Source organism: Phreatobacter sp. GW821-FHT04C01 (assembly GCF_059420385.1).
The window spans coordinates 89,288-111,369 of the sequence record NZ_JBWKTP010000015.1 but is presented as its reverse complement, the minus strand read 5'-3'; the positions used below and the strand labels follow the sequence as shown (position 1 = coordinate 111,369).

The following is a 22,082-nucleotide window of genomic DNA, read 5'->3' as shown; positions in this document are numbered from 1 at the left end:
ACCTCGCGTCACGGCCTCGAATATTTCCGCGCCATCGCAAAGGGCTGGACACTTAGAGACGTGTGCATGCCGTAGCGGCCGAGCCGGAGCAGAAGCGCTTGCTTCTGCGGAGGCGAGGGGAAGGGGGGCCAGGGGCCGCCGGGCCGCCCTCGCGGTCATGCATTCAGGTGTTTCGCGGTGTTGGGGCCGGAGTTCTGCAACCCCTGGACCCCCTTCCCCTCGCTGCGCTCGGCCGGGGGTGACGTCAGTGCTTGGTTTGCAGCCCTGGCGCCTTGGCTACTGGTCAGCTGAGAATGGAGCGCGAACGCCCCATCATGTCCCGACCCTGAGCGGCGCGCGCAGCTTGCGGAGCGCGGCGATCACCGAGAGCGCGGTGATCCGGCCGGTTTTCGGGTTCTCCGAGGGGATGTTCTCGATCGCCAGGGACAGCTTGGCCGAATCCGCGTCGACCTCGATCGAATGGCAGTTGCGGGTCACGGACGGGTCGGCCCAGATGTCGATGGTCGTCTTGTCCGGGCCGATGCCGGCAAGCGACAGCGCCACCGCCACATTCACATTGGCCGGGAAGCCCTTGGCGGCGTCACGCGCCGAGCCGGAGAAGATCAGCGTCGGCTCGGTGATCTTGTCCATGTCGAGGCCCTTCTCGACCAGATAGGGCGCGCCGACCAAACCGCGGGGCGGCTTGCGCGTGGTCATCTTCACTGAATGGATGGCGCCTTCGGCCGCGGCCGTCACCGCGTCGAGGCCCAGCAGCGCGCCGGTCGGCACGATGATCTGGCCGCCATGGGCCTTGGCGAGCTCGATCAGGTGAGGCCGCGGCAGCAGCGCGCCGCAGGACAGCACCATCACCGTCTTGCCGGCCTTCAGCATGGGCGTGCAGATCTCCTCGATGATCGCCGACGGCGCGCATTCGACCGCAAGATCCGCATGATCGGGGAAGGCCTCGAGGTCGACTACCGGGGCGGAGATGCCCTCGCCGTCGAGCCAGGCGCGCGCCTTGGCCGCGTCGCCCGAGGCGATGCAGGCGAGCGAGGTGCCCGGAATAGTGCCGCCGGCGATGCGCTTCGCCAAGGTCTTGCCGATGGCGCCGAGCCCGGCGATGGCGATGCGTGTGGTGGTCATGGTCGGTTCCCGGTGAAGTGGGCAGGCACCATAAGCACTCCTGGCGGCGGGACCAGCCCCCGTACTCATGGCCGTCATGCCCTGCCGTCGGTCTCAAGGCCTTGAAGCTTGACGGTCATGCGCCATGATCTCGATGACCCGCAAAGGAGGCCCTGATGCTCGTTCGCCTGTTCCGCCGTGTTGCCCTTGCCTTTGCCTTGTTCGTCGCACCATCAGCCCTTTCCGCCCAGACTTGGCCGACCCGCCCCGTCACCATGGTCATTCCCTTCGCGGCCGGCGGCCCGACCGACGTGCTCGGCCGGATCATGGCCGAGCAGATGTCGCAGATCCTCGGGCAGCAGGTGGTGGTCGAGAATGTCGGCGGCGCCGGCGGCATGACCGGCACGGCGCGCATTTCACGAGGCGCGCCTGACGGCTACCAGTTCGTGCTCGGCACGGTCGGCACCCACGCGGTCAACCAGACCCTCTACAAGAACCCGCTCTACAATGCCGCGACCGATTTCGCGCCGGTGACGCTGATCGCCGAAGTGCCTCTGATCCTGATCGCCCGCAAGGATTTCCCGGCGGCCAATCTCCAGGAGTTCATCGCCTATACCAAGGCCAACCAGGCCAAGATGCAGTTCGCCTCCGCCGGTGCGGGTTCGGCCGTGCATCTCGGCTGCCTGCTTTTGAACGCCACGCTCGGCACCACCGGCGTGACCCATGTGCCCTATCGCGGTTCGGCCCCGGCGATCCAGGACCTGATTGGCGGCCGGGTCGATTTCATGTGCGAAATCTCGTCGACCGCGCTGCCGCACATCCAGGGTGGCACGGTGAAGGCGCTGGCGACGCTCACCTCGGCACGTGCAGGCGTGCTGCCGGACCTGGCGACGGCCCAGGAGCAGGGGCTCGCCGGCTTCGAAGCCTATACCTGGAACGCCTTCTTCATGCACAAGGACACGCCGCCGGCGATCGTCGAGCGGCTGCGTGCGGCCACCATCCAGGCCATGGATACGCCGGCGGTGCGCGATCGGCTGACCGGGCTCGGTGCCATCATCACAACGCCCGACCATCGCGGCGGTCCCTATCTCGACCGTTTCGTGCGCAGCGAGATCGACAAATGGGCAGCCCCGATCCGCGCCAGCGGCGTCAGCGAATAGGGCCGCCGGCCTCAGCCGCCGTCGATCATGCTGGCGATCCGCTCGGCCACCATGATCGTCGGCAGGTTGATATTGGCGGAAGGGATGGTCGGGAACAGCGAGGCATCGCAAACGCGCAGGCCCGCGACGCCATGCACCCGGCCCTGATTGTCGGTCACCGCCCCGGTATCGTCGGCCCGGCCCATGCGGCAGGTGCCGGAGGCATGCCAGACGCCGGTGACGACCGCGTCGAGATAGGCCGAAAGCGCGCTGTCATCGGCGACGAGGTCGGCGAGCTTGGTGCCATCGCCGACCATCCGCTCGAACAGCCGAGACGCAAAGGGACCGGATGCGTCGACCGCCAGGCCGCCGAGGCCGGTCAGCAACGCGTTCTGCAGCGTCGGCGGACCGAAGCGCCTCGCCCTGTCGGACATGCGGGCGGGTAGGGGCTCGGCGATCCGGCCGCTGGCCGCGACGGCCTGCAGCACCGAAGCGGCCTGCCGCATGGCGTCCATCAGCCGGAGTCGGTCGCGGTCGTCCGACAGCATGCGGAAATCGACCTGCGGCCGGCCGGCGGGATCGTCGCCGAGCGTCACCTCGCCGCGGCCATAGGCCTTGTTGACCCAAAAATAGAGCAGGCCCATGTGCCGGCCCATGCCGTGCCATGAGCCGCGCGCGACGATGGCGACATGCATGTCGCCGGAGGGCGTTCTGTCGAGGCCCGACGAATAGCGCCAGATCGCCGGGATATGATGGCGTGGGGAGAGCAAGGGCTGGCGTGCGCCAGGTTTCAGAAAGGCGGCGACGCCGGCCGAGGGGTGTTCCATCAGATTGTGGCCGACACCGCGGCGCTCGACAGCAACCTTGATGCCGCGCTGGGCGAGGTGCTCGCCGGGGCCGATGCCTGAGCGCATCAGCATGACCGGCGAATGCAGCGCGCCGCAGGCGAGAATGGTTTCCTCGGCGGCAATCGTCCGTTCGCCCGCGCCGGTGCGAATGACCGCGCCGGTGACACGCGTGCCGTCGAGCGTCAGGCGCAGGCCCTCGGCTTCGGTCAGGATGGTCAGGTTGGGCCGCGCCCGTACGCCGGATGTGAGATAACCGGTCGCGGTCGGGACGCGTTGGAAATTCTCGTCGAGATTGGCGGCGAGCGGAAACACGCCATCTTCCCAGGGGCCGTTCTGGTCGGCATGTTCCGGGATGCCGCGCCGGGCCAGTTCGGCGACCACGGCGGTGGCGAATTCCGAGCGCTGCGCCTTCGGAATGCGCCGGACCGGGATCGGACCCGCCTCGCCATGCAGCGGGCCTGTGAGCTCCAGGTCGCGTTCGAGCTTGCGGAAGAACGGCAGCACGCTGTCCCAGCGCCAGCCCGCTGCCCCGGCGGCCTCCCACTCGTCATAATCGGCGGGCGAGCCCCGGTTGGCACCGATGCCGTTGATCGCCGAGCCGCCGCCGAGCACGCGGGCCTGGGTATAGGGCATGGTCGGGCGCGTGGCGGCATCGTTGCGGCCGGTTCCGCCGGTGGTCACCTGAAGGCCCTGCCAGATGAGGGCAGGGTCGAAATAGGCGCGGCCCGGATAGGGGCTCGCGACCGCCTTGGGAAGCTTGCCGGCGACGAGGTCGCTCCCGGCCTCGATCAGCAGAACCTGTCGCGACGAGCGTTCCGACAAACGGGCGGCGAGTACGCTGCCCGCTGATCCACCGCCGATGATGAGCACGTCGACGGTGGTTGCCACGGGTCATGTCCCGGCAGTGGCGAGAGCCTGAAGAACTGCCGCGCGGCGCGGCAAGGGGGCCACCGCGCCATAACCCGTGGTCGACAGGGCCGCGGCGACGCAGGCGTAGCGGCCGGCGCGGAACGGGTCGCGCGTCTCCAGCCATTCGGCCAGGAAGGCGCCGTCGAAACAGTCGCCGGCCCCGGTCGCGTCCTTGGCCGCGACCGGGATCGAGCCGATGATCCGGCGCGTCTCCGGCGTCGCGATCAGCGCGCCATCCTTACCGAGCGTCAGCGCCACGATCTTCGAACCGCCCTGCAGGTAGAAATCGGCAATATCGTCGGGCGTCTCCCGGCCGGTCAGCTGACGGGCATCGTCCAGGCCGGGCAGGGCGATGTCGGCAAGCCGCATGGCGGCATTGGTGATCGCCCGGGCGCGATCGAGCGACCAGAGGCGGAGCCGGAGATTGGTATCGTAGGAGATCGTCACGCCCGCCGCCTTGGCGGCTTGCAATGCGGCGAAGACGGCATCGCAGGCGCCGTCCGATATGGCCTGCGAAATGCCTGACACATGCAGCACCTTGGCGGTGCGGATCGCCATCAGCGGCAGGTCGTCGGGCGTGACGCGCGCCGAAGCCGAGCCGGCGCGCCGATAGGTGAATTCATGACCGTCCGGGCCATGGGTGACGAAATAGAGCCCGGTCTGCTGGCCGGCCGCCAGCCGCATATAGCTCGTGTCGATGCCCTCGCCTTGCCACAGCTCGAAAAAGGCGCGGCCGAAACTGTCGTCGCCGACCGCGCCGATCACGCCGACCCGTGCGCCCGAGCGCGCGGCCGCGATGGCGCAATTGGAAATGTCGCCGCCGAAGCCGAAGAGATAGCCGGGCTCCTCGGGCTTGGTCTGGTTGAATTCGCCGAGCGGCTCGCCGAAGCAGAGGATGTCAGTGGGCATGGCTTCACGGAACGGAACCGGGATCAAGGGCTCGCAGCATAGGGTGCGTGCGCTCCGGGGCAAGCACAACGCGGTGGACATTCTGGGGAAGCCTGCGAAAAGAACCGCGACAGCGAAGCCTGTTGCCTCTTGTCATAATGTCGCGATGCGGTATCATTCGTGTACGAATGACATCCGGCGCAGCACATTCTTTCGTCCAGGGAACGCCATGTCCAATCTGAATACCGAGCGCGTCCTCGAGGTTCGTCACTATACGGACCGGCTGTTCTCGTTCAAGACCACGCGCGACCCGGCCTTCCGCTTCCTCAACGGCCAGTTCACGATGATCGGCCTGCAGGTCGAGGGCAAACCGCTGCTGCGCGCCTATTCCATGGCCTCGTCGAACTATGAGGAGAACCTCGAATTCTTCTCGATCAAGGTGCAGAACGGTCCGCTGACCTCGCGCCTGCAGAACATCCAGGTCGGCGACGAGGTTCTGGTCGGGCGCAAACCGGTCGGCACGCTGGTGCAGGACAGCCTCTTGCCGGGCAAGACCCTCTATTTGTGCGGCACCGGCACCGGTCTCGCGCCGTTCATGAGCGTGGTGAAGGATCCCGAAGCCTATGAACGCTTCGACACGGTCGTGCTCATCCATGGCACGCGCTTCATCAACGAGCAGGCCTATGGCGACTTCATCGAACATGCCCTGCCGGAAGACGAATTCATCGGCGAAGCGGTCAAGGCCAAGCTGAAATACTACCCGACCGTGACCCGCGAGCCCTATATCCATAACGGCCGGATCACCGAATTGCTGAACTCGGGCAAGCTGCCGGCCGATCTCGGCCTGCCGCCGCTCGACAAGGACAATGACCGGGTCATGATCTGCGGTTCACCGGCCTTCCTGAAGGACATGGTGACCATGCTGGAAGAGCGGGGCTTCCAGGAAGGCGCCAACAACCGGCCCGGCCATTTCGTGGTCGAGAAGGCCTTTGTCGAGAAGTAAGGGCGGCATTGGTCCGGCTGGACCGCCGCTCGGCCTCGCCGCGGCTCTGAGTCGGCTGGTACCGGTGCGTAGCGATCTCGCCGCTTGATTTCGGTGCAAACAAGTCGTGGATGCCCGGGACAAGCCCGGGCAAGACGCTGTGCTGAGCTCAGACTTGCTGCACCACGGGGCATGCGCTGCGCCCCGCCCGATCCAGCGGCCGTTGCTCCAAGGACAATTTTCGTCTTGGCCGGGACAAGCCCGGCCATCCACGATTTCAGCCCGACTGCTCATTAGGGGCGGTCCAGTCGGGCGTGGATTGGTCAGAGAAGCAGGTGTGTCGCCGCCATTTCCGCCGGGATCCGTCAGCTCAACGCCGACCAAGTCTGGATCAGCTTTGCGCGCGAAAACGCCGTCAACGCCTTCCGTCCGCGGCCATTGAACCTTTCCGCTTCCGCCAGCGACCCATTGCCAAGTCGTCCCGTCCGGTCTCGCGCGATCGTATCGATCAAGTCCGCCTGGGGATTGGTCACCTCGGCCTCAGGGCCGATCCATTGGCAAGGCGAACGGATCGCGTTCAACACCATGACGGTGAAAGTACGAAGGCCCGCGGCTGGCGTCATCGCGACGGGCAGGCGCCCCTTGTTGCCGGCGGTCGTCATGGCCGGCTTCGGCGGCCTGATCCTGGGCGGCGCAATCGTCTTCGTTTCCGTCGGCATCCTTGCCGACATGCTCCGTCTCGGCACGCCAAGGGATCGGCTCGGGGTCGCATGGGTCGCCGCGCTATGGGGCGCTCCGGCCGGTTCCTTCACCCTGCTGTGGCTGGTCATGCGCGCGGCGGCACCGGATCTTCGGGCGATCGGACGGGTCATGGCGGGGGCTGCCGGCATCTGTGCCCTGGTCATCGCCGCGGTTGTCGCCGCCTATATCCAGACCACCAGCCCGCCGCCGCAGACGATCTACCTGACCTATGAGTTTCGCTTGCCCGCCGGCAGTGAAATCGACAGTGTCGAAAACAGCATCGCGGCCATGGAGATCCTGGTCGCGGGCGGGCTTGCCAGCCGGTCGGGCTCGATCGGTCCGAACTGGTCGCGCGATGCGGCCGGCAGGGCGGTGATATCGGGCCGGTTCTGGCTGTCGCGCCGGGAGCGGGCCGAAGCCATCGTGATCTCCCGTCGGCAACAGGCCGCGCTGCGTTTCACGCTCGCCTTGCCGACGGATCCGTCGGCCATGGCCGGCTTCGCGGCATGGCGGCCGGCCGATTCACCTGCGGGATCACCCGATCCTCGGCCCGCCGAACTGCGCGTCCGTATCGACCGGGTCGACGAGGCCGGCCTCTATTGATCTGCCGCGGTCTCAGCCCTTGCGGTCCAGGCCGAATTGCTTGGCCGCCGCGACGAGGTCGGCTTCCGCCCAGATCCGATGCTCGCCGCGCGCATAGGCCTCGGCATTGGTCGCGTAGAGCCAGGCATTGAAACGGTTGGCCGCGCCACTGTCGCGGCTGGCCTTCACCGCGGCCGGCACGCCCGCCACGATCGAATTCGGCGGCACGATGGTGTTCTCCTTCAGGAAGGAGCCGCCGGCAATGATCGAATTCGCGCCGATCACGCAGCCATCCATGATGGTCGCGCCGATGCCGACCAGCACATTGTCGCCGAGCGTGCAGCCATGCAGCGTGACGTGATGGGTGATCGAGCAATCGGCACCGACAATCGTGCCGCCGTTATTGCCGACATGGATCATCACGAAGTCCTGCACATTGGAGCGCGGCCCGATCACCACCTCATGCAATTCGGCGCGGATCACCGCATTTGGCCAGACCGACGCACCGCCATGGATGGTCACCTTGCCGTAGATCTGCGCGCTCGGATGGATGAAGGCGTCCGGGGCGATCGAGACATGGGCGCTGGTCAGCGCCGCTTCAGAGCCTTTGAGCATGGAGCTTCCTCGTGCGGCCGCTCTTCCGGCGGCCAATGCGAATGAGGGCGACCATGCCCGCGTCACCGGTGGCCGGCAAGGAAACCCTGTCGGGCGGCAAGGGCGGCAGGGAAGTCAGTTCGGACGGACGCCGTGGACTGGCGTCTCGGTGCGTGGCGCGGTGAGCCATTCCGCGTCATAGGCGGCGGCGACCTCGGCGTCGAAACTCGCATCGCCGGCGAGCGGCGGGGCGATCATCACGGGCAGGGGCGTGGTTTCCGGGGTCATCGGGTCGAGCCTGTGGTTCGGCTGGCGGCCTGGTCGGCGAGCTGGAAGAACAGTGCGCGCATGACGGCGCCGTTCTCCTGCTCGGGCAGGGCACGCAGATGCGGGTAAAGCTTGTCGAAAGCGCCTTCGAGCAGGCTGATCAGCACGGCCGGGCTTTGCGGGATCTCGTCGGCGGCGTAGCTCGCCAGCGTGCCGCGTCCGGCGATGGTGGCGATCTGGGCCAGCACCCGCTCGTCGATCTCGCCGGTCGCGCGCATCTGCTCGCGGGCAAAGCCGGCGCAGCGCTCGAGCGCGGCATAGGCCTCGGAGCGCATCTCCGCGTCGGCGACCATCGCTTCGGTGGTATGGGTTTCGAGGATGCCGGGCGCGCACGCCTCCTGCGCGACGAGCGGAGTCGCGGCGACAAGCAGGGCGGCCAGGGCAAAGCCGGCGGCACGGGCCGAAATCAGCGCGCGCATCGGCGCCTCCGTCAAGGCGGAAAACCTTGATCGGGGACGGTGAACTGATCCGCTTAACGAATGGTTAATGTCGGCTTTCTGCTTATTTTCGCCGCGGCCCCAACCTGTCACAACACTCCGCAATGGCGGGTCAGGTGGCCATTCGTCATCGTCCGGCCATCACGGAGGCGGCCATGACGAACCCGATCGAACAGCCTGCCGGCACGCAGTCGGCCCAAGCGGAGACGGCAGGCCCGCAGGCCGCCAAGGCCAAGGCCAAGTCCACCTGGGGTGCCTGGCTGTTGAAGATTGTCTATGGCGCGCTGGCCGTCATGGGTATCCTTCTCGCCATCGGCCGGATCTACGACGCCACCCATTTGCCGGGCTGCGACAGCCGGCGCACCCGCGACACCTTGCGTTCCATGCTGCAGGGCAAGGACATTCTCGGCCCCACCTATAGCGAGACGCGCGAGGTCTCGAGCGACCCGAACGAGATCAACTGTGCCGCGCTGCTGACCGCCGCCGACGGCCGGACCTTCGACCTGACCTATCGGATCGCCAAGCAGGACGACGGCAAGACCATGGTCTCGGCCGAATGGCGGCCGCGCTGAGGCCGGCCTCAGCGAACCCGGTTGCCTGAAACGGTCAGCTGCGCGAAGCGGCCGACACCGTCGCGGGCGAGATCGCCGGTCACCGGCCGTTTCCATTCCATGCCGACCACGGCGCCCTGGCTCGCGCCCTGCACCAGATTGTCGGTGATCAACGCCTGGCCGGCACCGGGCGCGACCGATACGGCGATGCCGACCGGGGCGCCCTTGATGACATTGCCGGTCACCGAGACGTCGCGCAGATATTGGCCCCAGCCGAGCTGGATGCCGGCCGTCGGGGCGCCTTCGATAATATTGCCGGATATGGCGGCATCCGCCTCCACCGCGATACCGACGCCGGCCGGATCGTTCGGATCGGTACCGGCCGGCCGGCGGTTGACCAGGTTGCGGATCAGGTTGCCGTGAATGGTGGCGAGCCGGCCGCCATGGTTGAAATTGGTGGCGACCACGCCGAGCGCCGCGCCGTCGATGATATTGTTGGCGACCACGGCGCCCTCGAAGCCGAACTCGATATAGAGCGCGGTCTCGCCGAGGCTGGAGCAGTTATTGTTCGATATCGCGACATTGGCGGCGCCGTTGGCGCGCACTGCCGAGAAGGCGCAGCCGCGGATCTTGTTGCCGCTGACCGTGACATTGCCGGCACGGTAGACATTGATCGCATTGCCATTCTGGCCAGAGCCGCCGTCCCGCGCGGCGATATCCTCGATCCGGTTGCCTTCGACCATGGTGCCGTCGTCGCCGGCCAGCGTCCGCCAGACCAGGATGCCGTTATTGGCCGCCGCACGGACCGTGTTCTGGCTGATCGTCAGGCCCCGGCTGTCGAGCGCGACGATGCCGGCCTTGGCCGCGCCGGTGATCAGATTGCCGCGCACGATCCCCTCGACGCCTTCGAGCACCAGGCCGTTATGGGTCGAACCGAGGATCTCGCAATCCTCGACCCTGACGCCGCGACCCTGGGCGAGCATGACCAGGCCGCGCCGGTCCGGCAGGGGCTTGGCGCCGCCATCGATGACCAGGCCCGACAGCGTCACGAGGTCGGCGCGCTGGCTGACGAGGCAGGCGGTGCCGCCCTGAAACATCAGCCGCGTCTGGCCGCGCACGCCAAGGATCTGGCAGTTGGCCGGCAGCCTGATCTCGCCGATGCGATAGCTGCCGGGCGCAAGGCGCAGCGGCATGCGCGACCCCGCCGCCGTCTCGACCGCGCGCTGGAAATTGCGTGTCTGGTCGTCGGCGCTGTCCGGCTTCAGGCCGAAGGACGCGCTGTCGAGATTGGCGGCGCGAGCGGCGGCCGGCAGGGCGAGCGAGGCGGCGGCAGCGAGGAAGAACGAGCGGCGATCGAGCGGCATGGAAGGCCCTCCGGGCGAGTTGAACTGCCGGTCGCAAGCACCATGCCGCGTCGATCTGTGCCGGAATGGGAAAGGCCGGGGTCACCGGCCAGGCCTGCCGCAACACCGTTCCCTCGGCTGACCGGCCGGTGGTCACGGCTTGGCTGGGTCAAGCTCCCGAGCCGCCCCTTGGCGACGCCGCCGCGGAGGGAGCCTGGGCACAAACCATCCAGCAGGCTGCCGTGAAGCGCACATCCGCGCCATGGACATAGGGATCGAAGGCGGCGCGGACCGTGGTGATGACCCTAGCGCGGGTCGTGGCGTCCACCTCGGGGAGGATCAGGCCGAGCGGGCCGAGCCGGGTCAGATAGCCGACCAGCTCGGTCTCCGGCAGAGTGCAGGTAACGTCGATCGGCCGGATCTCGATCGCGGCCCAGCCGCTCTCGTCCAGAATGCGCTGGATCCGGTTCCGGTCGGCGAAGGCAAATTGCCCAGGTCCGTCCGGCCGGCGAGCGGGCATGTCGGGCAAAAGCGGCGCGGCGGCGCGCTCGGCCGTCGTCATGAACGGATTGTCGACGGCACCTCGCCAGGCGATGAACCGCAGTCCGGCGCCGTCGCCGGCGGCTCGCCGCAGGTTCGCGAAGGCCTGGACCGGGTCATCGAAGAACATGACGCCGAAGCGCGAGATGATCATGTCGAAGCTTGCCGGCGCAAAGGCATGAGCCTGCGCGTCGGCGCGGACGAAGCTGGCCGGCACATGCGCCTGTTCGGCGCGCGCGCGGGCGGCCGCGATCATCGGTTCCGAAATATCGACCCCGACGCACCGCGCCTTCGTGCCGAGCCGGCGCGCGGCCGCGAGCGTGGTGCCGCCCGTGCCGCAGCCGACATCCAGCAATCGGCTTCCCGATCCGGCGACCAGTGTTTCGACGAGCAGCTCTTCAAACGGCTTGAGCACCTGGTTGAGCACCTCCTGTGCATCGACCCAGGCCCGCCCGGCACGGCCGTTCCACAACGTCGCCTGCTCGGTCTCGGCCGGCCGTGCGATATCCATGGTCATCTCCCCTTGCTTGCCTTCATGACGCGAAGGCCGGATCCTGCCACTTCAAGTCAACTTGAGGTCAACAGCATGAGAGACCTTGATATTGCGGAGGTGGCGCGACGCTCCGGCATGCCGGCCTCGGCATTGCGCTTCTATGAGGAGAAGGGGTTGATTGCGTCTATCGGCCGCCGCGGCCTGCGGCGCCTGTTCGATCCCGATGTGCTGGAACGACTGGCGCTGATTGCGCTCGGGCGCGCCGCCGGCTTCTCGCTCGACGAGATCGCGCTGATGTTCGCGCCGGACGGTCGGCCGCGCATCGACCGTCAGGTGCTGGCGGCCAAGGCCGAGGAGCTGGACGCGATGATCCGCCGGCTGAGCACCATGCGCGATGGCTTGAGGCACGCTGCCGCCTGTCCCGCGCCGAGCCATATGGAATGCCCCACCTTCCGCCGCATCCTGCGGACCGCGGTGTCCGGAGCGACCGAAGCGCGGGGCAAGAGGATGGCGCGACCGCCGTTCGACGCGGCGGTGCGGCCGGACTCGGCCGAGACGAAGCCTGCCCTGAGCGCGACTTACGGCTCGAAGCGGCTCGTGCCGTCGCGATCGCGGTCGTAACGTCGCGTGAGCGGAAACGGCGGCAGCCAGGGCTCGCGACGGATGACCCAGCTTTCATAGGTCGGCATCAATTGGCCGGGGGCGTCGAGAGACCCGAGGTTCACCTCGATTTCGTCCGCCGTGCGCGCGAAAATGGACGAGCCGCAGCGGGGACAGAAAAACCGACCGGCGTAGTCGCGCGTTTCGCCCTCGATCGTCACCGTATCCTGAGGAAAGACCGCGGAAGCGTGGAAAAGGGCGCCATGATGCTTGCGGCAGTCGAGGCAGTGACAAAGGCCCACCCGGTAGGGCCGCCCCGAGGCCACAATCCGGACTTTGCCGCACAGGCAGCCGCCCGTGAATCGGTCCATGCGGTGCCTCCTCCGACATCGAGTGAATGGACTGCTCGCAACGGAGGGCATTGTCATTGCAATGGTCCACCGCCGGCAAGCGCGGATCGTCCTGGCCAAGGGGCGGTGGCTCGTCGCTTCCGGGCGAATGACGCCCGTCGGCACGCAGTCCACACCGCCTCGGCGCGGCCTCCCTTCGATCGATGAAGCGAGGATGACGGCTCCGAGCCTCCCGCCGCAACCTGGCGCCCTGGCGTGCTGCGTGCGATGCGGTGGCCGGTCTACGCCAGTCGCGCGGTGAAGGCCGCGAGCTGGTCGATCGTGGTTCCCCAGCCATCATGGAAGCCCATGTCTTCGTGCTTTCGCGAGTCCGCTGCATTTTTGTGCAGTACGCGGGCGGAGTATCGGGTGCCGCGCTCTTCCGCTTCGAATGTCATGATCGCGGTCAATGCCAGCCATGGCTCGGCCGGCCGCCAGCCCTCGGTCAGGACCGTCGTGAACACCAGGCGGGCTTCGGGAACGATCTCCAGGAAGCAGCCGGCGACATGGGGCTGAAATGCGCCGCCGCCTTCGCGCATGCGGGTTTCGAACCCGCCGCCCGGGCGCAGGTCCAGCTTGACCACCTGGCATTCGAGCGGGGCCGGTATCCACCATTTCGCCAGATGCTCGGGTGTGCTCCACGCTTTCCAGACGAGGGCCGGCGGCGCCTTGATGAAGCGCGCGATGGTGAGTTCGGATTCGTCAGCCGGCATCTTCGATACTCCTGGCCATTTGGGTTTCGACATAGTCGGCAAGCCGATCCGATCTGGCCTGCCAGAGCCTGCGTTGCTCCGCGAGCCAGGTCTCGGCGGCCGCCAGCCCCTCCGTGTTCACCCGGCAGATGCGGATGCGGCCGACCTTTTCGGTGTTGATCAGGCCGTCCTTCTCGAGGATGCCGAGGTGCTTCATGAAGGACGGCAGCCCCATCTCGAAGGGCGCCGCCAGTTCCTTGACCGATGCGGGCCCCTTCGTCAGACGGCTGACGACGGCCCGTCTGGTGGGGTCGGCGAGGGCGTGAAAGGCCGCATCGAGCGAGGGTTGATAGTTTTCCATATGGAGAACTATAGCTGACAGTTTTCCATTTGGCAAACCAAACCAGGGCCGCGGATCGCGGATCGTTGTACGCCGGCGGAAGGCAATGACGCCGCCCGCTTTCCCAGTAACGGGTTGCCATGGGGCGCAACTTCCTGATCTCTTGGGCGAAGCGCTCGATGCGGTCGCAAGGGGCGCGGACAGAACAGAAGAATGGTCGATATCGGCCGGACCTGAGCCGGTGTCGAAAGCGAGGCCCGCGATGACGAATGCAGTGCGCAACAATCCCGAGCTCAACCGCTACGAACTCGATGTCGAAGGCCATGTCGCCGCCGCCTATTATCGACGGGAGGCGGGCGTCGTCACTTTCGTTCACACCGAGGTGCCGAACGAACTTTCGGGCCGGGGCATCGGCTCGGCCTTGGCCCGTGGCGCGCTCGATGATGCGCGGGCGCAAGGCCTCAAAGTGGTCGCGCAATGCCCGTTCATCGGGGCTTATATCGCCAAGCATGACGAATATGGCGACCTGCTGCTCTGACCCATCATCCCGCTGATTCGACCAGCGCGTCTTGCATCCGGGCATCGGCCCGGTCCACGATGACGTGCTCATCCCGCAGTGCTTCGGAGCCGCCATGCGTTTTGCCGTGATCGCCGACATTCACGGCAACGTCCTGGCGCTCGACGCCGTGCTCGCGGATATCGCTGGCCGCGGGGTCGGGCGCATCGTCGATCTCGGGGACTGCGTGTCGGGACCGCTCTGGCCGCGCGAAACCTGCGATCGGCTGCGCGGGCTCGGGCTCACCACGGTGAGGGGCAATCACGACCGCTGGGTGGCAACGGCCGAGCCGGAGCTGATCTATCCGTCCGACCGCTTTGCCCGCGAAGCGCTGGACGAGAGCCATGTTCATTGGCTCGGCGGCCTGCCGCACATGGTCGATTTCGACGTCGGCGGCGTGCTGGTCCGGGCCTTTCACGCGACGCCCGCCGACGACAACGCCTATCTCACCGAGGACGTCGTGGCCGGCCGGCTGGCCCTGTCATCCGCGGCAGCCATTGCCGAACGGCTCGGCGATGTCCACGGCGCCGGTCTCGTGCTCTGCGGCCACAGCCACATCGCCCGGGTGCTGCGGATACCGGCAAGCGGCGCGGTCGTCATCAATCCCGGCAGTGTCGGCGCGCAGGCCTATGACGACCCGAGCGAACCTCATCCGCATGTGTCCGAGGCCGGCTCGCCCCACGCACGTTATGCGCTGGTCACCATCGAGGGCGGCGCGGTCACCGGGGTCGAACTGATCGCCGTCGCCTATGACTGGCAGGCGGCGGCCGCGCGGGCCGCGGCCAATGGACGGGCCGATTGGTCCCATGCGCTCGCCACAGGCCGCATGCCCTGAGGCCGCGCCGGCCGTCCGTTCAGGCCAGCCATTTGGTGAGCCGCTTCACCGCCTCTTCCATGTCGGGCGTCGAGCCGGCGAAGGAGAAGCGCATCGCGTGCATGCCATTGAACGGGTCGAAATCCGGCCCCGGCGTTGCCGCGACCCCGGTTTCGGCCAGCATGCGGCGGGCGAAATCCAGGCTGTCATTGGTGAGATGGCCGACATCCGCATAGATGTAGAACGCGCCGTCGACCGGCAGCAGGCGGTCGAGCCCGGCCTTGGGCAGGCCTTCCAGCAATACCTTGCGGTTCGCCGCGTAGCCCGCCTTGATCGCCTCCAGCGCATCGGTCGCCTCGAAGGCGGCCAGCGCCGCGACCTGGCTCAGCTTCGGCGCGGAGATGAACAGGTTCTGGGCCAGGCACTCGGTCGCGCGCACCAGCGTCTCCGGAACCACCATCCAGCCGATGCGCCAGCCGGTCATGCAGTAATATTTCGAGAAGGAATTGATCACCACCACATCGCTGGAGGTTTCCAGCGCGGTGGCACAGGGCATGTCATAGGACAGGCCGTGATAGATTTCGTCCGAGATGAAGCGGATGCCGAGGTCGCGCGCCGCGCCGACCAGGGCAGCGAGCGCATGCGGCGTCATCATCGTGCCGGTCGGATTGCCCGGGCTTGCCACCAGCAGGCCGTCGAGCGGCTTCCTGGCATGTTCGGCCGCCAGCATGTCGGGCGTGATCGCATAGCGGGTCTCCACCGTGGTCTCGATGAACACCACCTCGCAGCCGAGCGCCTCAAGGATGTTCTTGTAGGCGGGATAGCCGGGGCTGGCGATCGCCACCCGGTCGCCGGCTTCGAACAGCGCCAGGAACGACAGGATGAAGGCCGATGACGAGCCCATGGTCACGGCAATGCGCTCGATCGGCACGTCGACGCCATGGGCATCGGCATAATAGCGGGCGATCCGCTGGCGCAGTTCGGGAATGCCGAGCGCCAGCGTATAGCCGATCTGGCCTTCCATCAGCGCCCGCGCCGCGGCTTCGCGCACCATGAGCGGGGTCGCCGCGGCGGGCTGGCCGACCTCCATGTGAATGACGCTGCGTCCCTCCGCCTCGGCCTTGGCGGCCGCCGTCATCACATCCATGACCAGGAAGGGCGCCACCGAGCCGCGCCGGGTGGGAGTGAGCAGCGAACGGGCTATGCCCTCGCGCGACATGATGGACCTCGTCATGGTTTTGCCCGTTTACCCCAGCATAGGCACCGGGGGACGGTGGGGGCTGACCACCGTCGACACTGGATCTTGAGAGCGGCAAGGGCTCTAACATACCGTCATCGCGCGGTCACGGTTCTCGCCCGAACGTGATCGGCTGCGCGTTGACCCTCGCGTGTCCACTCCGTAGGTTCCCGTCACGATGAAGTTTCGCCCGCTTCGCAGCCGTCTTGCAGCATCGGCGCTCGCATCTCTCGTCGCCATTTCGACGGGAGCGCCGGCCCGTGCCCAGCAGCAGGGCCTGCCGATCGTTCGTGATACCGAGATCGAAAACCTCCTGCGCGATTATGCGCGGCCGCTGTTTCGCGCCGCAGGCGTCGGCGGCAGCCAGACCAATGTGGTCATCATCAACGATCGCGGCTTCAACGCTTTCGTCGCCAATGGCCGGCGCATCTTCGTCAACGCCGGCGCCATCATGGATTCCCGGACGCCGAACGAGCTGATCGGCGTGATGGCGCACGAGACCGGCCATATTGCCGGCGGCCATCTGGCGCGCCTGCGCGAGGCGGTCGAGCGGGCCCAGATCGTCGCCGTCATCGGCATGCTGGTCGGTGCCGGCGCGGTTGCCGCCGGGGCTGCGAGCGGGCGGGCCGGCAGCGGCATCGGCGAGGCCGCGCCCGGCGTACTCATGGGCGGCCCGCATATCGCCATGCGGTCACTCCTGTCCTATCAGCGCGGCGAGGAAGCCGCCGCCGATCGCGCCGCGATCAACTACCTCAATGCCACCGGCCAGTCCGCCAAGGGCATGGTCGAGACCTTCCGCCGCCTGCAGGACCAGACCATGTTCGCGGCGCGCCAGGCCGATCCCTACATGATCAGCCACCCGATCCCGGCGGATCGCGTCGCCAGCATCGAGCCGCTGGCCAAGGCGAGCCCGCATTACAACGCCACCGATCCGGCCGATCGGGTGATGCGTCATAATCTCGCGCGCGCCAAGCTCGCCGGCTTCGTCGAGCGCAATGACGCGATCACCCGGCGCTTCCCGCCGAGCGATACCTCCTTGCCGGCGCGTTATGCCCGCACCATCCAGATGTTCCGGTTCGGCGATCGCAATCGCGCCGCCGCGCTGGCCGACGACCTGATCCGGACACAGCCGAACAATCCCTACTTTCACGAGATCAAGGGCCAGATCCTGCTGGAGACCGGCTTGCCGGGCCAGGCCATCGCGCCGCTGCGCCGGGCCGTGGCGCTGGCGCCCAATTCCGGCCTGATCCGCATCATGCTCGGTCATGCGCTCGTCGCCACCGGCAACAATGCGGTGCTCGACGAAGCGGTGCGTGAGTTGCGCCTGGCCCTGCAGCGCGAGCCGGAGGCTGCCGACGGCTATCGCCAGCTCGCCATAGCCTATGGCCGTAAGGGTGATCGCGGCCAGGCCGATCTCGCCGCCGCCCAGACATCGCTCTACGAGGGCGACCTCGGCGCCGCCCGCGGGCTTGCCCGTCGCGCCCAGGCATCTCTTCCCGCCGGCTCGCCCGGCTGGCTTCGCGCCGAAGATATCGTCGCCCAGCGGCGCAACCAGAATTGAGGGTCTATCCCATGAATTTCCGCCCTGTCGCTTTTGCCCTGGCCGCGGCCCTTGGTGTCGCAGCCCTGGGTCTTGCCGGTCCGGCCTTCGCCCAGACCTCGGCCGCGCCGCAGATGTCGACCGCGCCGACGGTGCAGGCGACGCCCGAGGAGCGGGCGCGTATCGAGGCGATCATCCGCGACTATCTCCTGAAGAACCCGGAAGTGCTGCAGGAGGCGCTGGTCGAGCTGGAGCGCCGGCAGGCGGTCAATGAGGAGCGAGCGCGCGGCGAGGCCTTCCAGGCCAACCGCCAGCAGCTTTACCGCTCGGCCAACCAGGTCGTGCTAGGCAATCCCCAGGGCGACGTCACCATCGTCGAGTTCTTCGATTACAACTGCGGCTTCTGCAAGCGCGCCATGGCCGAGACCATGGATCTGGTGCGCCAGGACCGCCGCATCCGTCTCGTGCTGCGGGATTTCCCGGTGCTCGGCCCTGGCTCGGTGGAGGCGTCGCAGGTGGCGCTTGCCCTCAAGATGCAGATCCAGGGCGCCAAATATGAGGAATTCCACACCAAGCTGCTGGGCGGCCGCGGCCAGGCCAACCGTGCCCGTGCGCTCGAGGTCGCCCGTGAGGTCGGCGCCGACATGGCGCGGCTGGAGCGCGACATGAACGCCCCGCAGATCCGCGCCGAGCTGGCGGAGACGGCGCGTCTCGCCGATCTGCTGCGCATCAACGGCACGCCGACCTATATCATCGGCGACGAAGTGGTGGTGGGGGCCGTCGGTGTCGAGAAGCTGCGTGAAAACCTGGTGCGGGCCCGGGCCGGCTGCGCCCGCGAGGCCAATGTCTGCTGAGGCGCGCTGTCGCCTCGACGCCACGTCTTGATGTTCACGGCCGGCCTTTGCGCCGGCCGTGATGTTTTTGGACCAGGCCCGCGGCCTCAGTCATGCGTCTCGAAGCGATAGGACTTCGATACGACCTGCCAGCCGTCGGTGAGTTTCATCAGCACGAGATAGTCGGTGAAGAAGCGCGGCGGCAGGGCGCATTTCACCTTCACGAAGGCGGTCGTCTCGTCGGAACGGTCGACCGTGACGACGAAATCGTGGCGCGGCTGCCCTTGCGATTTGGGCGAGGTGCGCTTGCGCACCGCTGCGAGCCAATCGGCATAGCCGAGCACCTTGAGTTCGCCGGCCTCGTTCCAGCGCAGGTCGGCGCTCGGGTGGAAGGCCTGGCCGAGCTTGTCGGCGTCGCATTCATAGAGGCCGTCGAGATAGAGCTGGACGGTGGCATCGACGGTTGAACGATCGTGGGACATGCAATTCTCCGAAGGCGTTTTCCACCGCCTCGCGCCGCTCGGGCGAAGCGACGCCCGGCGCGAAGGCGTTAAGCGAAACGAGATGTGCAGCGATCGTGCCGTCACCGCCGGTACCACCGCCCGGTGCGGAGAAGATCACAAAGCCCGGCGCTTAGAAACAGCGCGTTGTAAATGTTCGCTGCTTGCCCGGCGCAGCCCTGGCAGCCATATTGCGGCAACCTCAGGGGGGATCGCTGATCGCGCCCGGAGCCGTTCTTGCATCTGGGAGACATGACATGATCGAAGATCTCATCAACCGCGTCGCCGCCGCGGCCGGCATCGACGCCGGGCTTGCCTCCAAGGCGGTCGGCATGATCCTGGGTTTCCTGCAGAAGGAAGGCCCGTCCGAGCCGGTCCAGCAGATGCTGGCGGCGCTGCCGGGTTCCACCCAACTGATCGACCAGGCTTCGGGCGGCGGCGGTGGCGGCCTCATGGGCATGGTCGGCGGCCTGATGGGCGGCGGCATCATGGGCCTCGGCGCCAATCTGATGGGGGCTGGTCTCGACATGGGGCAGATCTCCACCGTCGGCAAGGAACTGGTCGCTTTCGGGCGTGAGCATGCCGGCGAGGACGTCATGGGTCAGATCGTCGGCGGCACGCCGGGATTGTCGCAATTCGTCTGATGCGACATTTGTTCAAGGCGATCGCCTTCACCGCCGTGGCGATATCCGCCACGGCCACCCTGGCTGCCGCGCAGACCGAGCCTGCCGGCTGGCGCACCACCGAGGCCGATGGCCAGGTCCAGGCTTTCGTCACCGCAACGATCGGCGAGGGCGCCTCGGCCGGTACCGTCTATCTCGGTTTCTTCTGCGGCGCCCGGCCGGCGGTCAGGCTGCGTGGGCCGGTTGCCGGCGCGCGCCCGGGCGGCAAGGCGGAGCCGATCTCGGTCGCCTTCGAGGCCGGTGACGACCTGTTCGTGACGACGCTCGACGCGAGTATCGCGGGACCGTCGCCCGAACGTGCCGAACTGGTCGCCGAACGCGGCGTGATCGAGGATGCCGACGTCGATACGTTGCGCGATTTCGCCACCTTCCTGCGCGACGCGACGGGTGCCGAACTCAATCTGCGCAGCACCAGTCCACCGCTCGCCTTCAAGCTCAGTCTCGAAGGCGCCAAGGCGGCGCTCAGCCGCTATCTCGGTACCTGCACGGCACTGGCGAAACGCTAGCGGCGAGCCGCCGGTTTGCGTGGGTTGACAGGGCGTGGGCAGGCGCTCAAAGCACCGCGATGGTCCTTGCTCCGCCCTCGATCGCCGTATCATCAGATGGGCTGCTTGGCGTGCTCCTGGCGCTGGGGCGGCCGGCGGTCATGGGTATTCTGAACGTCACGCCCGATTCCTTTTCCGATGCCGGGCAGTTCTTTTCGCCTGCGCGTGCGCTGGCCCAGGCCGCGCGTATGGTCGCGGAGGGCGCCGACATCCTCGATATCGGCGCCGAATCGACCAGACCCTATGGCGGCGCGGCGCCGGTCTCGTTCGAAGACGAGATCGCCCGGCTCGCGCCGGTCCTGCCGGCGGTGGTCGGGCTCGGCCTGCCGGTGTCGATCGACACGATCAAGGCCGGCGTGGCGCGCTGGGCGCTCGGTGCGGGCGTGGCCATCGTCAACGATGTCTGGGGCCTGCAGCGCGATCCCGACATGGCCCATGTCGTCGCTGATCACGGCGTGCCCGTGGTCGTCATGCACAATCGCGACGACGCGGATCCGGCGGTCGACATCATGGCCGATATCGACGCCTTCTTTCATCGGTCGCTGGCGATCGCCGACCGGGCCGGCATCCGGCGCGACCGGATCGTGCTCGATCCCGGCATCGGCTTCGGCAAGACGCCGGCACAGAGCATCGAGACGCTCGGCAAGCTCGGCCGCCTCGCGCGCTTCGGCCTGCCGGTTCTGGTCGGAGCCTCGCGCAAACGCTTCATCGACAGCGTTTCGCCGGCGCCGCCCGACCGGCGCATCGGCGGATCGCTTGCCGCCCATCTGATTGCCATGCAGGCGGGCGCTGCGATCATTCGCGCCCATGACGTGGCCGAAACGCTCCAGGCCGTGAAGGTCGCTCAAGCCATCAGCGAGGCACGATGACCGATCAGATTTTCATCAAGGGACTGGTGATCCATGCCCATCACGGCGTGATGGAGCACGAGGGCAAGGTCGGCCAGCGTTTCGTCATCGACCTCGACCTGACCTGCGACCTGAGCGAAGCCGCCCGCAGCGATCATCTCGCCGATACCGTCTCCTACGCGGCAATCGCGGAGGAGACCGAGCGCGCCTTCACCACGCGCAATTTCAAGCTGCTGGAGGCCGCCGCCGGCGCGGTCGCCGACGCGGTCCTGGGGGCCTTCCCCCGAATTCGCACCGTCCGCGTCACCGTCCACAAGCCGCATGCGCCGATCGCCGCCATTTTCGACGATGTCGGCGTCGTGCTGGTCCGCGGCCGGCACGACTGATCGAGGCGAGGCCGAAGCGCCCATGACCGAAGCGCCCATGACCGAAGCGCCCATGACCGAAGCCCTGATCAGTCTCGGCGGCAATATCGGCGATATCAGAGCCACGCTTGATCGCGCGGTCGCCTTGTTCTGTGACGGTGCCGAGGTGCGCCTCGTCGCGCGGTCATCCGATTATCGGACGCCGCCCTGGGGCGTCACCGACCAGCCGCCCTTCGTCAATCTCGGCCTCGTGGTCGAGACCGGGCTCGCGCCGCGCGCACTTCTGGAGCGCGCCCTGGCGGTCGAGGCGAGGCTTGGCCGCGATCGCACCCGGGCGCTCCGCTGGGGGCCCCGGCCCGTCGACATCGACCTGATCGCCTATGGCGATGTCAGTCTCGACGAACCGGACCTGCATTTGCCGCATCCGCGCCTGAAGGAACGCGCCTTCGTGCTGGTGCCGCTGGCCGAGATCGCGCCCGACCGGATCATTGGCGGCCTCAGCATCAAGGCCATGCTTGATGCCATCGATACGGGCGGCATCGAGCGCCTGCCGTCGCGCGCCGAGGCCTGATCCGGCAGCCGGGACCGGCGAATTGATCTATCGTCTGTCCTGATCCGTCCAAAGGCCGCCTTTCGAAAGTCACGTCTTCGTGGCATCGAAGCTG

28 protein-coding genes are annotated in these 22,082 nt (G+C 67.4%); 14 read left to right on the top strand and 14 right to left on the bottom strand.

Annotated features, from left to right (window positions below):
* Positions 1-312 precede the first annotated feature (312 nt).
* Positions 313-1,122, bottom strand: coding sequence for an aspartate dehydrogenase (locus AC07WJ_RS34995; RefSeq protein WP_494939356.1), 810 nt, complete (start codon positions 1,120-1,122; stop codon positions 313-315).
* Between the two features lie 155 nt (positions 1,123-1,277).
* On the opposite strand from AC07WJ_RS34995, the gene AC07WJ_RS34990 reads away from it, so the two are divergent.
* A complete protein-coding gene (locus AC07WJ_RS34990; RefSeq protein ID WP_494939355.1) occupies positions 1,278-2,261 on the top strand; it encodes a Bug family tripartite tricarboxylate transporter substrate binding protein in 984 nt (327 codons plus the stop codon).
* A gap of 11 nt (positions 2,262-2,272) precedes the next feature.
* Here AC07WJ_RS34990 and AC07WJ_RS34985 read toward each other — a convergent pair whose 3' ends face one another.
* Both AC07WJ_RS34985 and AC07WJ_RS34980 read right to left on the bottom strand, forming a co-directional pair.
* Positions 2,273-3,976, bottom strand: a complete 1,704-nt coding sequence (locus AC07WJ_RS34985) for a GMC family oxidoreductase (RefSeq protein ID WP_494939354.1) — start codon at positions 3,974-3,976, stop codon at positions 2,273-2,275.
* 3 nt (positions 3,977-3,979) lie between these two features.
* Positions 3,980-4,906, bottom strand: a complete 927-nt coding sequence (locus tag AC07WJ_RS34980; protein WP_494939353.1) for a sugar kinase — start codon at positions 4,904-4,906, stop codon at positions 3,980-3,982.
* A 208-nt stretch (positions 4,907-5,114) separates the two neighbouring features.
* Here AC07WJ_RS34980 and AC07WJ_RS34975 point away from each other — a divergent pair, with 208 nt between their 5' ends.
* Positions 5,115-5,888 carry a ferredoxin--NADP reductase gene (locus AC07WJ_RS34975; RefSeq protein WP_494939352.1) on the top strand — a complete coding sequence of 258 codons (774 nt, stop codon included), beginning with the start codon at positions 5,115-5,117 and terminating at the stop codon, positions 5,886-5,888.
* A 344-nt stretch (positions 5,889-6,232) separates the two neighbouring features.
* Here the strand turns inward: AC07WJ_RS34975 and AC07WJ_RS34970 are convergent, their stop codons facing one another.
* Entirely contained in the window at positions 6,233-6,529 is a 297-nt protein-coding gene (locus AC07WJ_RS34970) for a hypothetical protein (protein WP_494939351.1), read from the bottom strand.
* Here AC07WJ_RS34970 and AC07WJ_RS34965 point away from each other — a divergent pair.
* Positions 6,528-7,211: a hypothetical protein gene (locus AC07WJ_RS34965; RefSeq protein WP_494939350.1), complete on the top strand. Its 684-nt coding sequence runs from the start codon at positions 6,528-6,530 to the stop codon at positions 7,209-7,211. The two genes, AC07WJ_RS34970 and AC07WJ_RS34965, sit on opposite strands and share 2 nt — an antisense overlap.
* 12 nt (positions 7,212-7,223) lie before the next feature.
* Here the strand turns inward: AC07WJ_RS34965 and AC07WJ_RS34960 are convergent, their stop codons facing one another.
* From AC07WJ_RS34960 to AC07WJ_RS34950, 3 genes are all read right to left on the bottom strand, one after another.
* Entirely contained in the window at positions 7,224-7,805 is a 582-nt protein-coding gene (locus AC07WJ_RS34960) for a gamma carbonic anhydrase family protein (protein WP_494939349.1), read from the bottom strand.
* 114 nt (positions 7,806-7,919) lie between these two features.
* Positions 7,920-8,072 carry a hypothetical protein gene (locus tag AC07WJ_RS34955; protein ID WP_494939348.1) on the bottom strand — a complete coding sequence of 51 codons (153 nt, stop codon included), beginning with the start codon at positions 8,070-8,072 and terminating at the stop codon, positions 7,920-7,922.
* Positions 8,069-8,530 carry a hypothetical protein gene (locus tag AC07WJ_RS34950; protein ID WP_494939347.1) on the bottom strand — a complete coding sequence of 154 codons (462 nt, stop codon included), beginning with the start codon at positions 8,528-8,530 and terminating at the stop codon, positions 8,069-8,071. Before AC07WJ_RS34950 ends, AC07WJ_RS34955 begins: the two co-directional genes overlap by 4 nt.
* A gap of 173 nt (positions 8,531-8,703) precedes the next feature.
* On the opposite strand from AC07WJ_RS34950, the gene AC07WJ_RS34945 reads away from it, so the two are divergent.
* A complete protein-coding gene (locus AC07WJ_RS34945; RefSeq protein ID WP_494939346.1) occupies positions 8,704-9,120 on the top strand; it encodes a hypothetical protein in 417 nt (138 codons plus the stop codon).
* Between the two features lie 8 nt (positions 9,121-9,128).
* On the opposite strand, the gene AC07WJ_RS34940 is transcribed toward AC07WJ_RS34945, so the two are convergent.
* Positions 9,129-10,463 (bottom strand): TIGR03808 family TAT-translocated repetitive protein, encoded by a 1,335-nt coding sequence (locus tag AC07WJ_RS34940; protein ID WP_494939345.1) that lies wholly within the window; start codon positions 10,461-10,463, stop codon positions 9,129-9,131.
* Between the two features lie 148 nt (positions 10,464-10,611).
* The gene (locus AC07WJ_RS34935; RefSeq protein ID WP_494939344.1) at positions 10,612-11,493 is read right to left on the bottom strand and encodes a class I SAM-dependent methyltransferase; all 882 of its coding nucleotides are present in this window, start codon (positions 11,491-11,493) and stop codon (positions 10,612-10,614) included.
* A gap of 75 nt (positions 11,494-11,568) precedes the next feature.
* On the opposite strand from AC07WJ_RS34935, the gene AC07WJ_RS34930 reads away from it, so the two are divergent.
* Positions 11,569-12,096, top strand: coding sequence for a helix-turn-helix domain-containing protein (locus tag AC07WJ_RS34930; RefSeq protein ID WP_494939343.1), 528 nt, complete (start codon positions 11,569-11,571; stop codon positions 12,094-12,096).
* Here the strand turns inward: AC07WJ_RS34930 and AC07WJ_RS34925 are convergent.
* The 3 genes from AC07WJ_RS34925 to AC07WJ_RS34915 form a co-directional block, all read right to left on the bottom strand.
* Positions 12,054-12,446 carry a GFA family protein gene (locus AC07WJ_RS34925; protein WP_494939342.1) on the bottom strand — a complete coding sequence of 131 codons (393 nt, stop codon included), beginning with the start codon at positions 12,444-12,446 and terminating at the stop codon, positions 12,054-12,056. The genes AC07WJ_RS34930 and AC07WJ_RS34925 overlap by 43 nt on opposite strands.
* 260 nt (positions 12,447-12,706) lie before the next feature.
* On the bottom strand, positions 12,707-13,177 hold the full coding sequence (locus AC07WJ_RS34920; RefSeq protein WP_494939341.1) for an SRPBCC family protein: 471 nt from the start codon (positions 13,175-13,177) through the stop codon (positions 12,707-12,709).
* Positions 13,167-13,778, bottom strand: coding sequence for an ArsR/SmtB family transcription factor (locus AC07WJ_RS34915; protein ID WP_494939340.1), 612 nt, complete (start codon positions 13,776-13,778; stop codon positions 13,167-13,169). The genes AC07WJ_RS34920 and AC07WJ_RS34915 overlap by 11 nt, the downstream gene beginning before the upstream one ends.
* Here AC07WJ_RS34915 and AC07WJ_RS34910 point away from each other — a divergent pair.
* On the top strand, positions 13,759-14,034 hold the full coding sequence (locus tag AC07WJ_RS34910) for a GNAT family N-acetyltransferase (RefSeq protein ID WP_494939339.1): 276 nt from the start codon (positions 13,759-13,761) through the stop codon (positions 14,032-14,034). The two genes, AC07WJ_RS34915 and AC07WJ_RS34910, sit on opposite strands and share 20 nt — an antisense overlap.
* 94 nt (positions 14,035-14,128) lie before the next feature.
* Positions 14,129-14,887: a metallophosphoesterase family protein gene (locus AC07WJ_RS34905; protein ID WP_494939338.1), complete on the top strand. Its 759-nt coding sequence runs from the start codon at positions 14,129-14,131 to the stop codon at positions 14,885-14,887.
* Positions 14,888-14,906: 19 nt separating this feature from the next.
* On the opposite strand, the gene AC07WJ_RS34900 is transcribed toward AC07WJ_RS34905, so the two are convergent.
* The gene (locus AC07WJ_RS34900) at positions 14,907-16,100 is read right to left on the bottom strand and encodes a pyridoxal phosphate-dependent aminotransferase (RefSeq protein ID WP_494939337.1); all 1,194 of its coding nucleotides are present in this window, start codon (positions 16,098-16,100) and stop codon (positions 14,907-14,909) included.
* A 181-nt stretch (positions 16,101-16,281) separates the two neighbouring features.
* Between AC07WJ_RS34900 and AC07WJ_RS34895 the strand changes: the two genes are divergently transcribed.
* Complete coding sequence (locus AC07WJ_RS34895) at positions 16,282-17,664, top strand: M48 family metalloprotease (protein WP_494939336.1); 1,383 nt, start codon at positions 16,282-16,284, stop codon at positions 17,662-17,664.
* An 11-nt stretch (positions 17,665-17,675) separates the two neighbouring features.
* Entirely contained in the window at positions 17,676-18,497 is an 822-nt protein-coding gene (locus tag AC07WJ_RS34890; protein WP_494939335.1) for a DsbA family protein, read from the top strand.
* Positions 18,498-18,583: 86 nt separating this feature from the next.
* On the opposite strand, the gene AC07WJ_RS34885 is transcribed toward AC07WJ_RS34890, so the two are convergent.
* Positions 18,584-18,958 (bottom strand): nuclear transport factor 2 family protein, encoded by a 375-nt coding sequence (locus AC07WJ_RS34885; protein WP_494939334.1) that lies wholly within the window; start codon positions 18,956-18,958, stop codon positions 18,584-18,586.
* A gap of 278 nt (positions 18,959-19,236) precedes the next feature.
* Here AC07WJ_RS34885 and AC07WJ_RS34880 point away from each other — a divergent pair, with 278 nt between their 5' ends.
* The 5 genes from AC07WJ_RS34880 to folK are packed head-to-tail and all read left to right on the top strand — an operon-like array spanning position 19,237 to position 21,988.
* Entirely contained in the window at positions 19,237-19,620 is a 384-nt protein-coding gene (locus AC07WJ_RS34880; protein ID WP_494939361.1) for a DUF2267 domain-containing protein, read from the top strand.
* Positions 19,620-20,165 (top strand): hypothetical protein, encoded by a 546-nt coding sequence (locus AC07WJ_RS34875; RefSeq protein WP_494939333.1) that lies wholly within the window; start codon positions 19,620-19,622, stop codon positions 20,163-20,165. Before AC07WJ_RS34880 ends, AC07WJ_RS34875 begins: the two co-directional genes overlap by 1 nt.
* Positions 20,166-20,224: 59 nt before the next feature.
* Positions 20,225-21,073, top strand: a complete 849-nt coding sequence (gene folP, locus AC07WJ_RS34870) for a dihydropteroate synthase (protein ID WP_494939332.1) — start codon at positions 20,225-20,227, stop codon at positions 21,071-21,073.
* The gene (gene folB / locus AC07WJ_RS34865; RefSeq protein WP_494939331.1) at positions 21,070-21,438 is read left to right on the top strand and encodes a dihydroneopterin aldolase; all 369 of its coding nucleotides are present in this window, start codon (positions 21,070-21,072) and stop codon (positions 21,436-21,438) included. Before folP ends, folB begins: the two co-directional genes overlap by 4 nt.
* A 52-nt stretch (positions 21,439-21,490) precedes the next feature.
* A complete protein-coding gene (gene folK / locus AC07WJ_RS34860; protein WP_494939360.1) occupies positions 21,491-21,988 on the top strand; it encodes a 2-amino-4-hydroxy-6-hydroxymethyldihydropteridine diphosphokinase in 498 nt (165 codons plus the stop codon).
* The last annotated feature ends 94 nt before the right edge of the window (positions 21,989-22,082 follow it).

Coding starts and splice junctions, on each gene's coding strand:
- AC07WJ_RS34995 (WP_494939356.1), bottom strand. CDS start 1,122: ATGACCACCACACGCATCGCCATCGCCGGGCTCGGCGCCATCGGCAAG.
- AC07WJ_RS34990 (WP_494939355.1), top strand. CDS start 1,278: ATGCTCGTTCGCCTGTTCCGCCGTGTTGCCCTTGCCTTTGCCTTGTTC.
- AC07WJ_RS34980 (WP_494939353.1), bottom strand. CDS start 4,906: ATGCCCACTGACATCCTCTGCTTCGGCGAGCCGCTCGGCGAATTCAAC.
- AC07WJ_RS34975 (WP_494939352.1), top strand. CDS start 5,115: ATGTCCAATCTGAATACCGAGCGCGTCCTCGAGGTTCGTCACTATACG.
- AC07WJ_RS34965 (WP_494939350.1), top strand. CDS start 6,528: ATGGCCGGCTTCGGCGGCCTGATCCTGGGCGGCGCAATCGTCTTCGTT.
- AC07WJ_RS34970 (WP_494939351.1), bottom strand. CDS start 6,529: ATGACGACCGCCGGCAACAAGGGGCGCCTGCCCGTCGCGATGACGCCA.
- AC07WJ_RS34960 (WP_494939349.1), bottom strand. CDS start 7,805: ATGCTCAAAGGCTCTGAAGCGGCGCTGACCAGCGCCCATGTCTCGATC.
- AC07WJ_RS34955 (WP_494939348.1), bottom strand. CDS start 8,072: ATGACCCCGGAAACCACGCCCCTGCCCGTGATGATCGCCCCGCCGCTC.
- AC07WJ_RS34950 (WP_494939347.1), bottom strand. CDS start 8,530: ATGCGCGCGCTGATTTCGGCCCGTGCCGCCGGCTTTGCCCTGGCCGCC.
- AC07WJ_RS34945 (WP_494939346.1), top strand. CDS start 8,704: ATGACGAACCCGATCGAACAGCCTGCCGGCACGCAGTCGGCCCAAGCG.
- AC07WJ_RS34940 (WP_494939345.1), bottom strand. CDS start 10,463: ATGCCGCTCGATCGCCGCTCGTTCTTCCTCGCTGCCGCCGCCTCGCTC.
- AC07WJ_RS34935 (WP_494939344.1), bottom strand. CDS start 11,493: ATGGATATCGCACGGCCGGCCGAGACCGAGCAGGCGACGTTGTGGAAC.
- AC07WJ_RS34930 (WP_494939343.1), top strand. CDS start 11,569: ATGAGAGACCTTGATATTGCGGAGGTGGCGCGACGCTCCGGCATGCCG.
- AC07WJ_RS34925 (WP_494939342.1), bottom strand. CDS start 12,446: ATGGACCGATTCACGGGCGGCTGCCTGTGCGGCAAAGTCCGGATTGTG.
- AC07WJ_RS34920 (WP_494939341.1), bottom strand. CDS start 13,177: ATGCCGGCTGACGAATCCGAACTCACCATCGCGCGCTTCATCAAGGCG.
- AC07WJ_RS34910 (WP_494939339.1), top strand. CDS start 13,759: ATGACGAATGCAGTGCGCAACAATCCCGAGCTCAACCGCTACGAACTC.
- AC07WJ_RS34905 (WP_494939338.1), top strand. CDS start 14,129: ATGCGTTTTGCCGTGATCGCCGACATTCACGGCAACGTCCTGGCGCTC.
- AC07WJ_RS34900 (WP_494939337.1), bottom strand. CDS start 16,100: ATGACGAGGTCCATCATGTCGCGCGAGGGCATAGCCCGTTCGCTGCTC.
- AC07WJ_RS34895 (WP_494939336.1), top strand. CDS start 16,282: ATGAAGTTTCGCCCGCTTCGCAGCCGTCTTGCAGCATCGGCGCTCGCA.
- AC07WJ_RS34890 (WP_494939335.1), top strand. CDS start 17,676: ATGAATTTCCGCCCTGTCGCTTTTGCCCTGGCCGCGGCCCTTGGTGTC.
- AC07WJ_RS34885 (WP_494939334.1), bottom strand. CDS start 18,958: ATGTCCCACGATCGTTCAACCGTCGATGCCACCGTCCAGCTCTATCTC.
- AC07WJ_RS34875 (WP_494939333.1), top strand. CDS start 19,620: ATGCGACATTTGTTCAAGGCGATCGCCTTCACCGCCGTGGCGATATCC.
- folP (WP_494939332.1), top strand. CDS start 20,225: ATGGTCCTTGCTCCGCCCTCGATCGCCGTATCATCAGATGGGCTGCTT.
- folB (WP_494939331.1), top strand. CDS start 21,070: ATGACCGATCAGATTTTCATCAAGGGACTGGTGATCCATGCCCATCAC.
- folK (WP_494939360.1), top strand. CDS start 21,491: ATGACCGAAGCCCTGATCAGTCTCGGCGGCAATATCGGCGATATCAGA.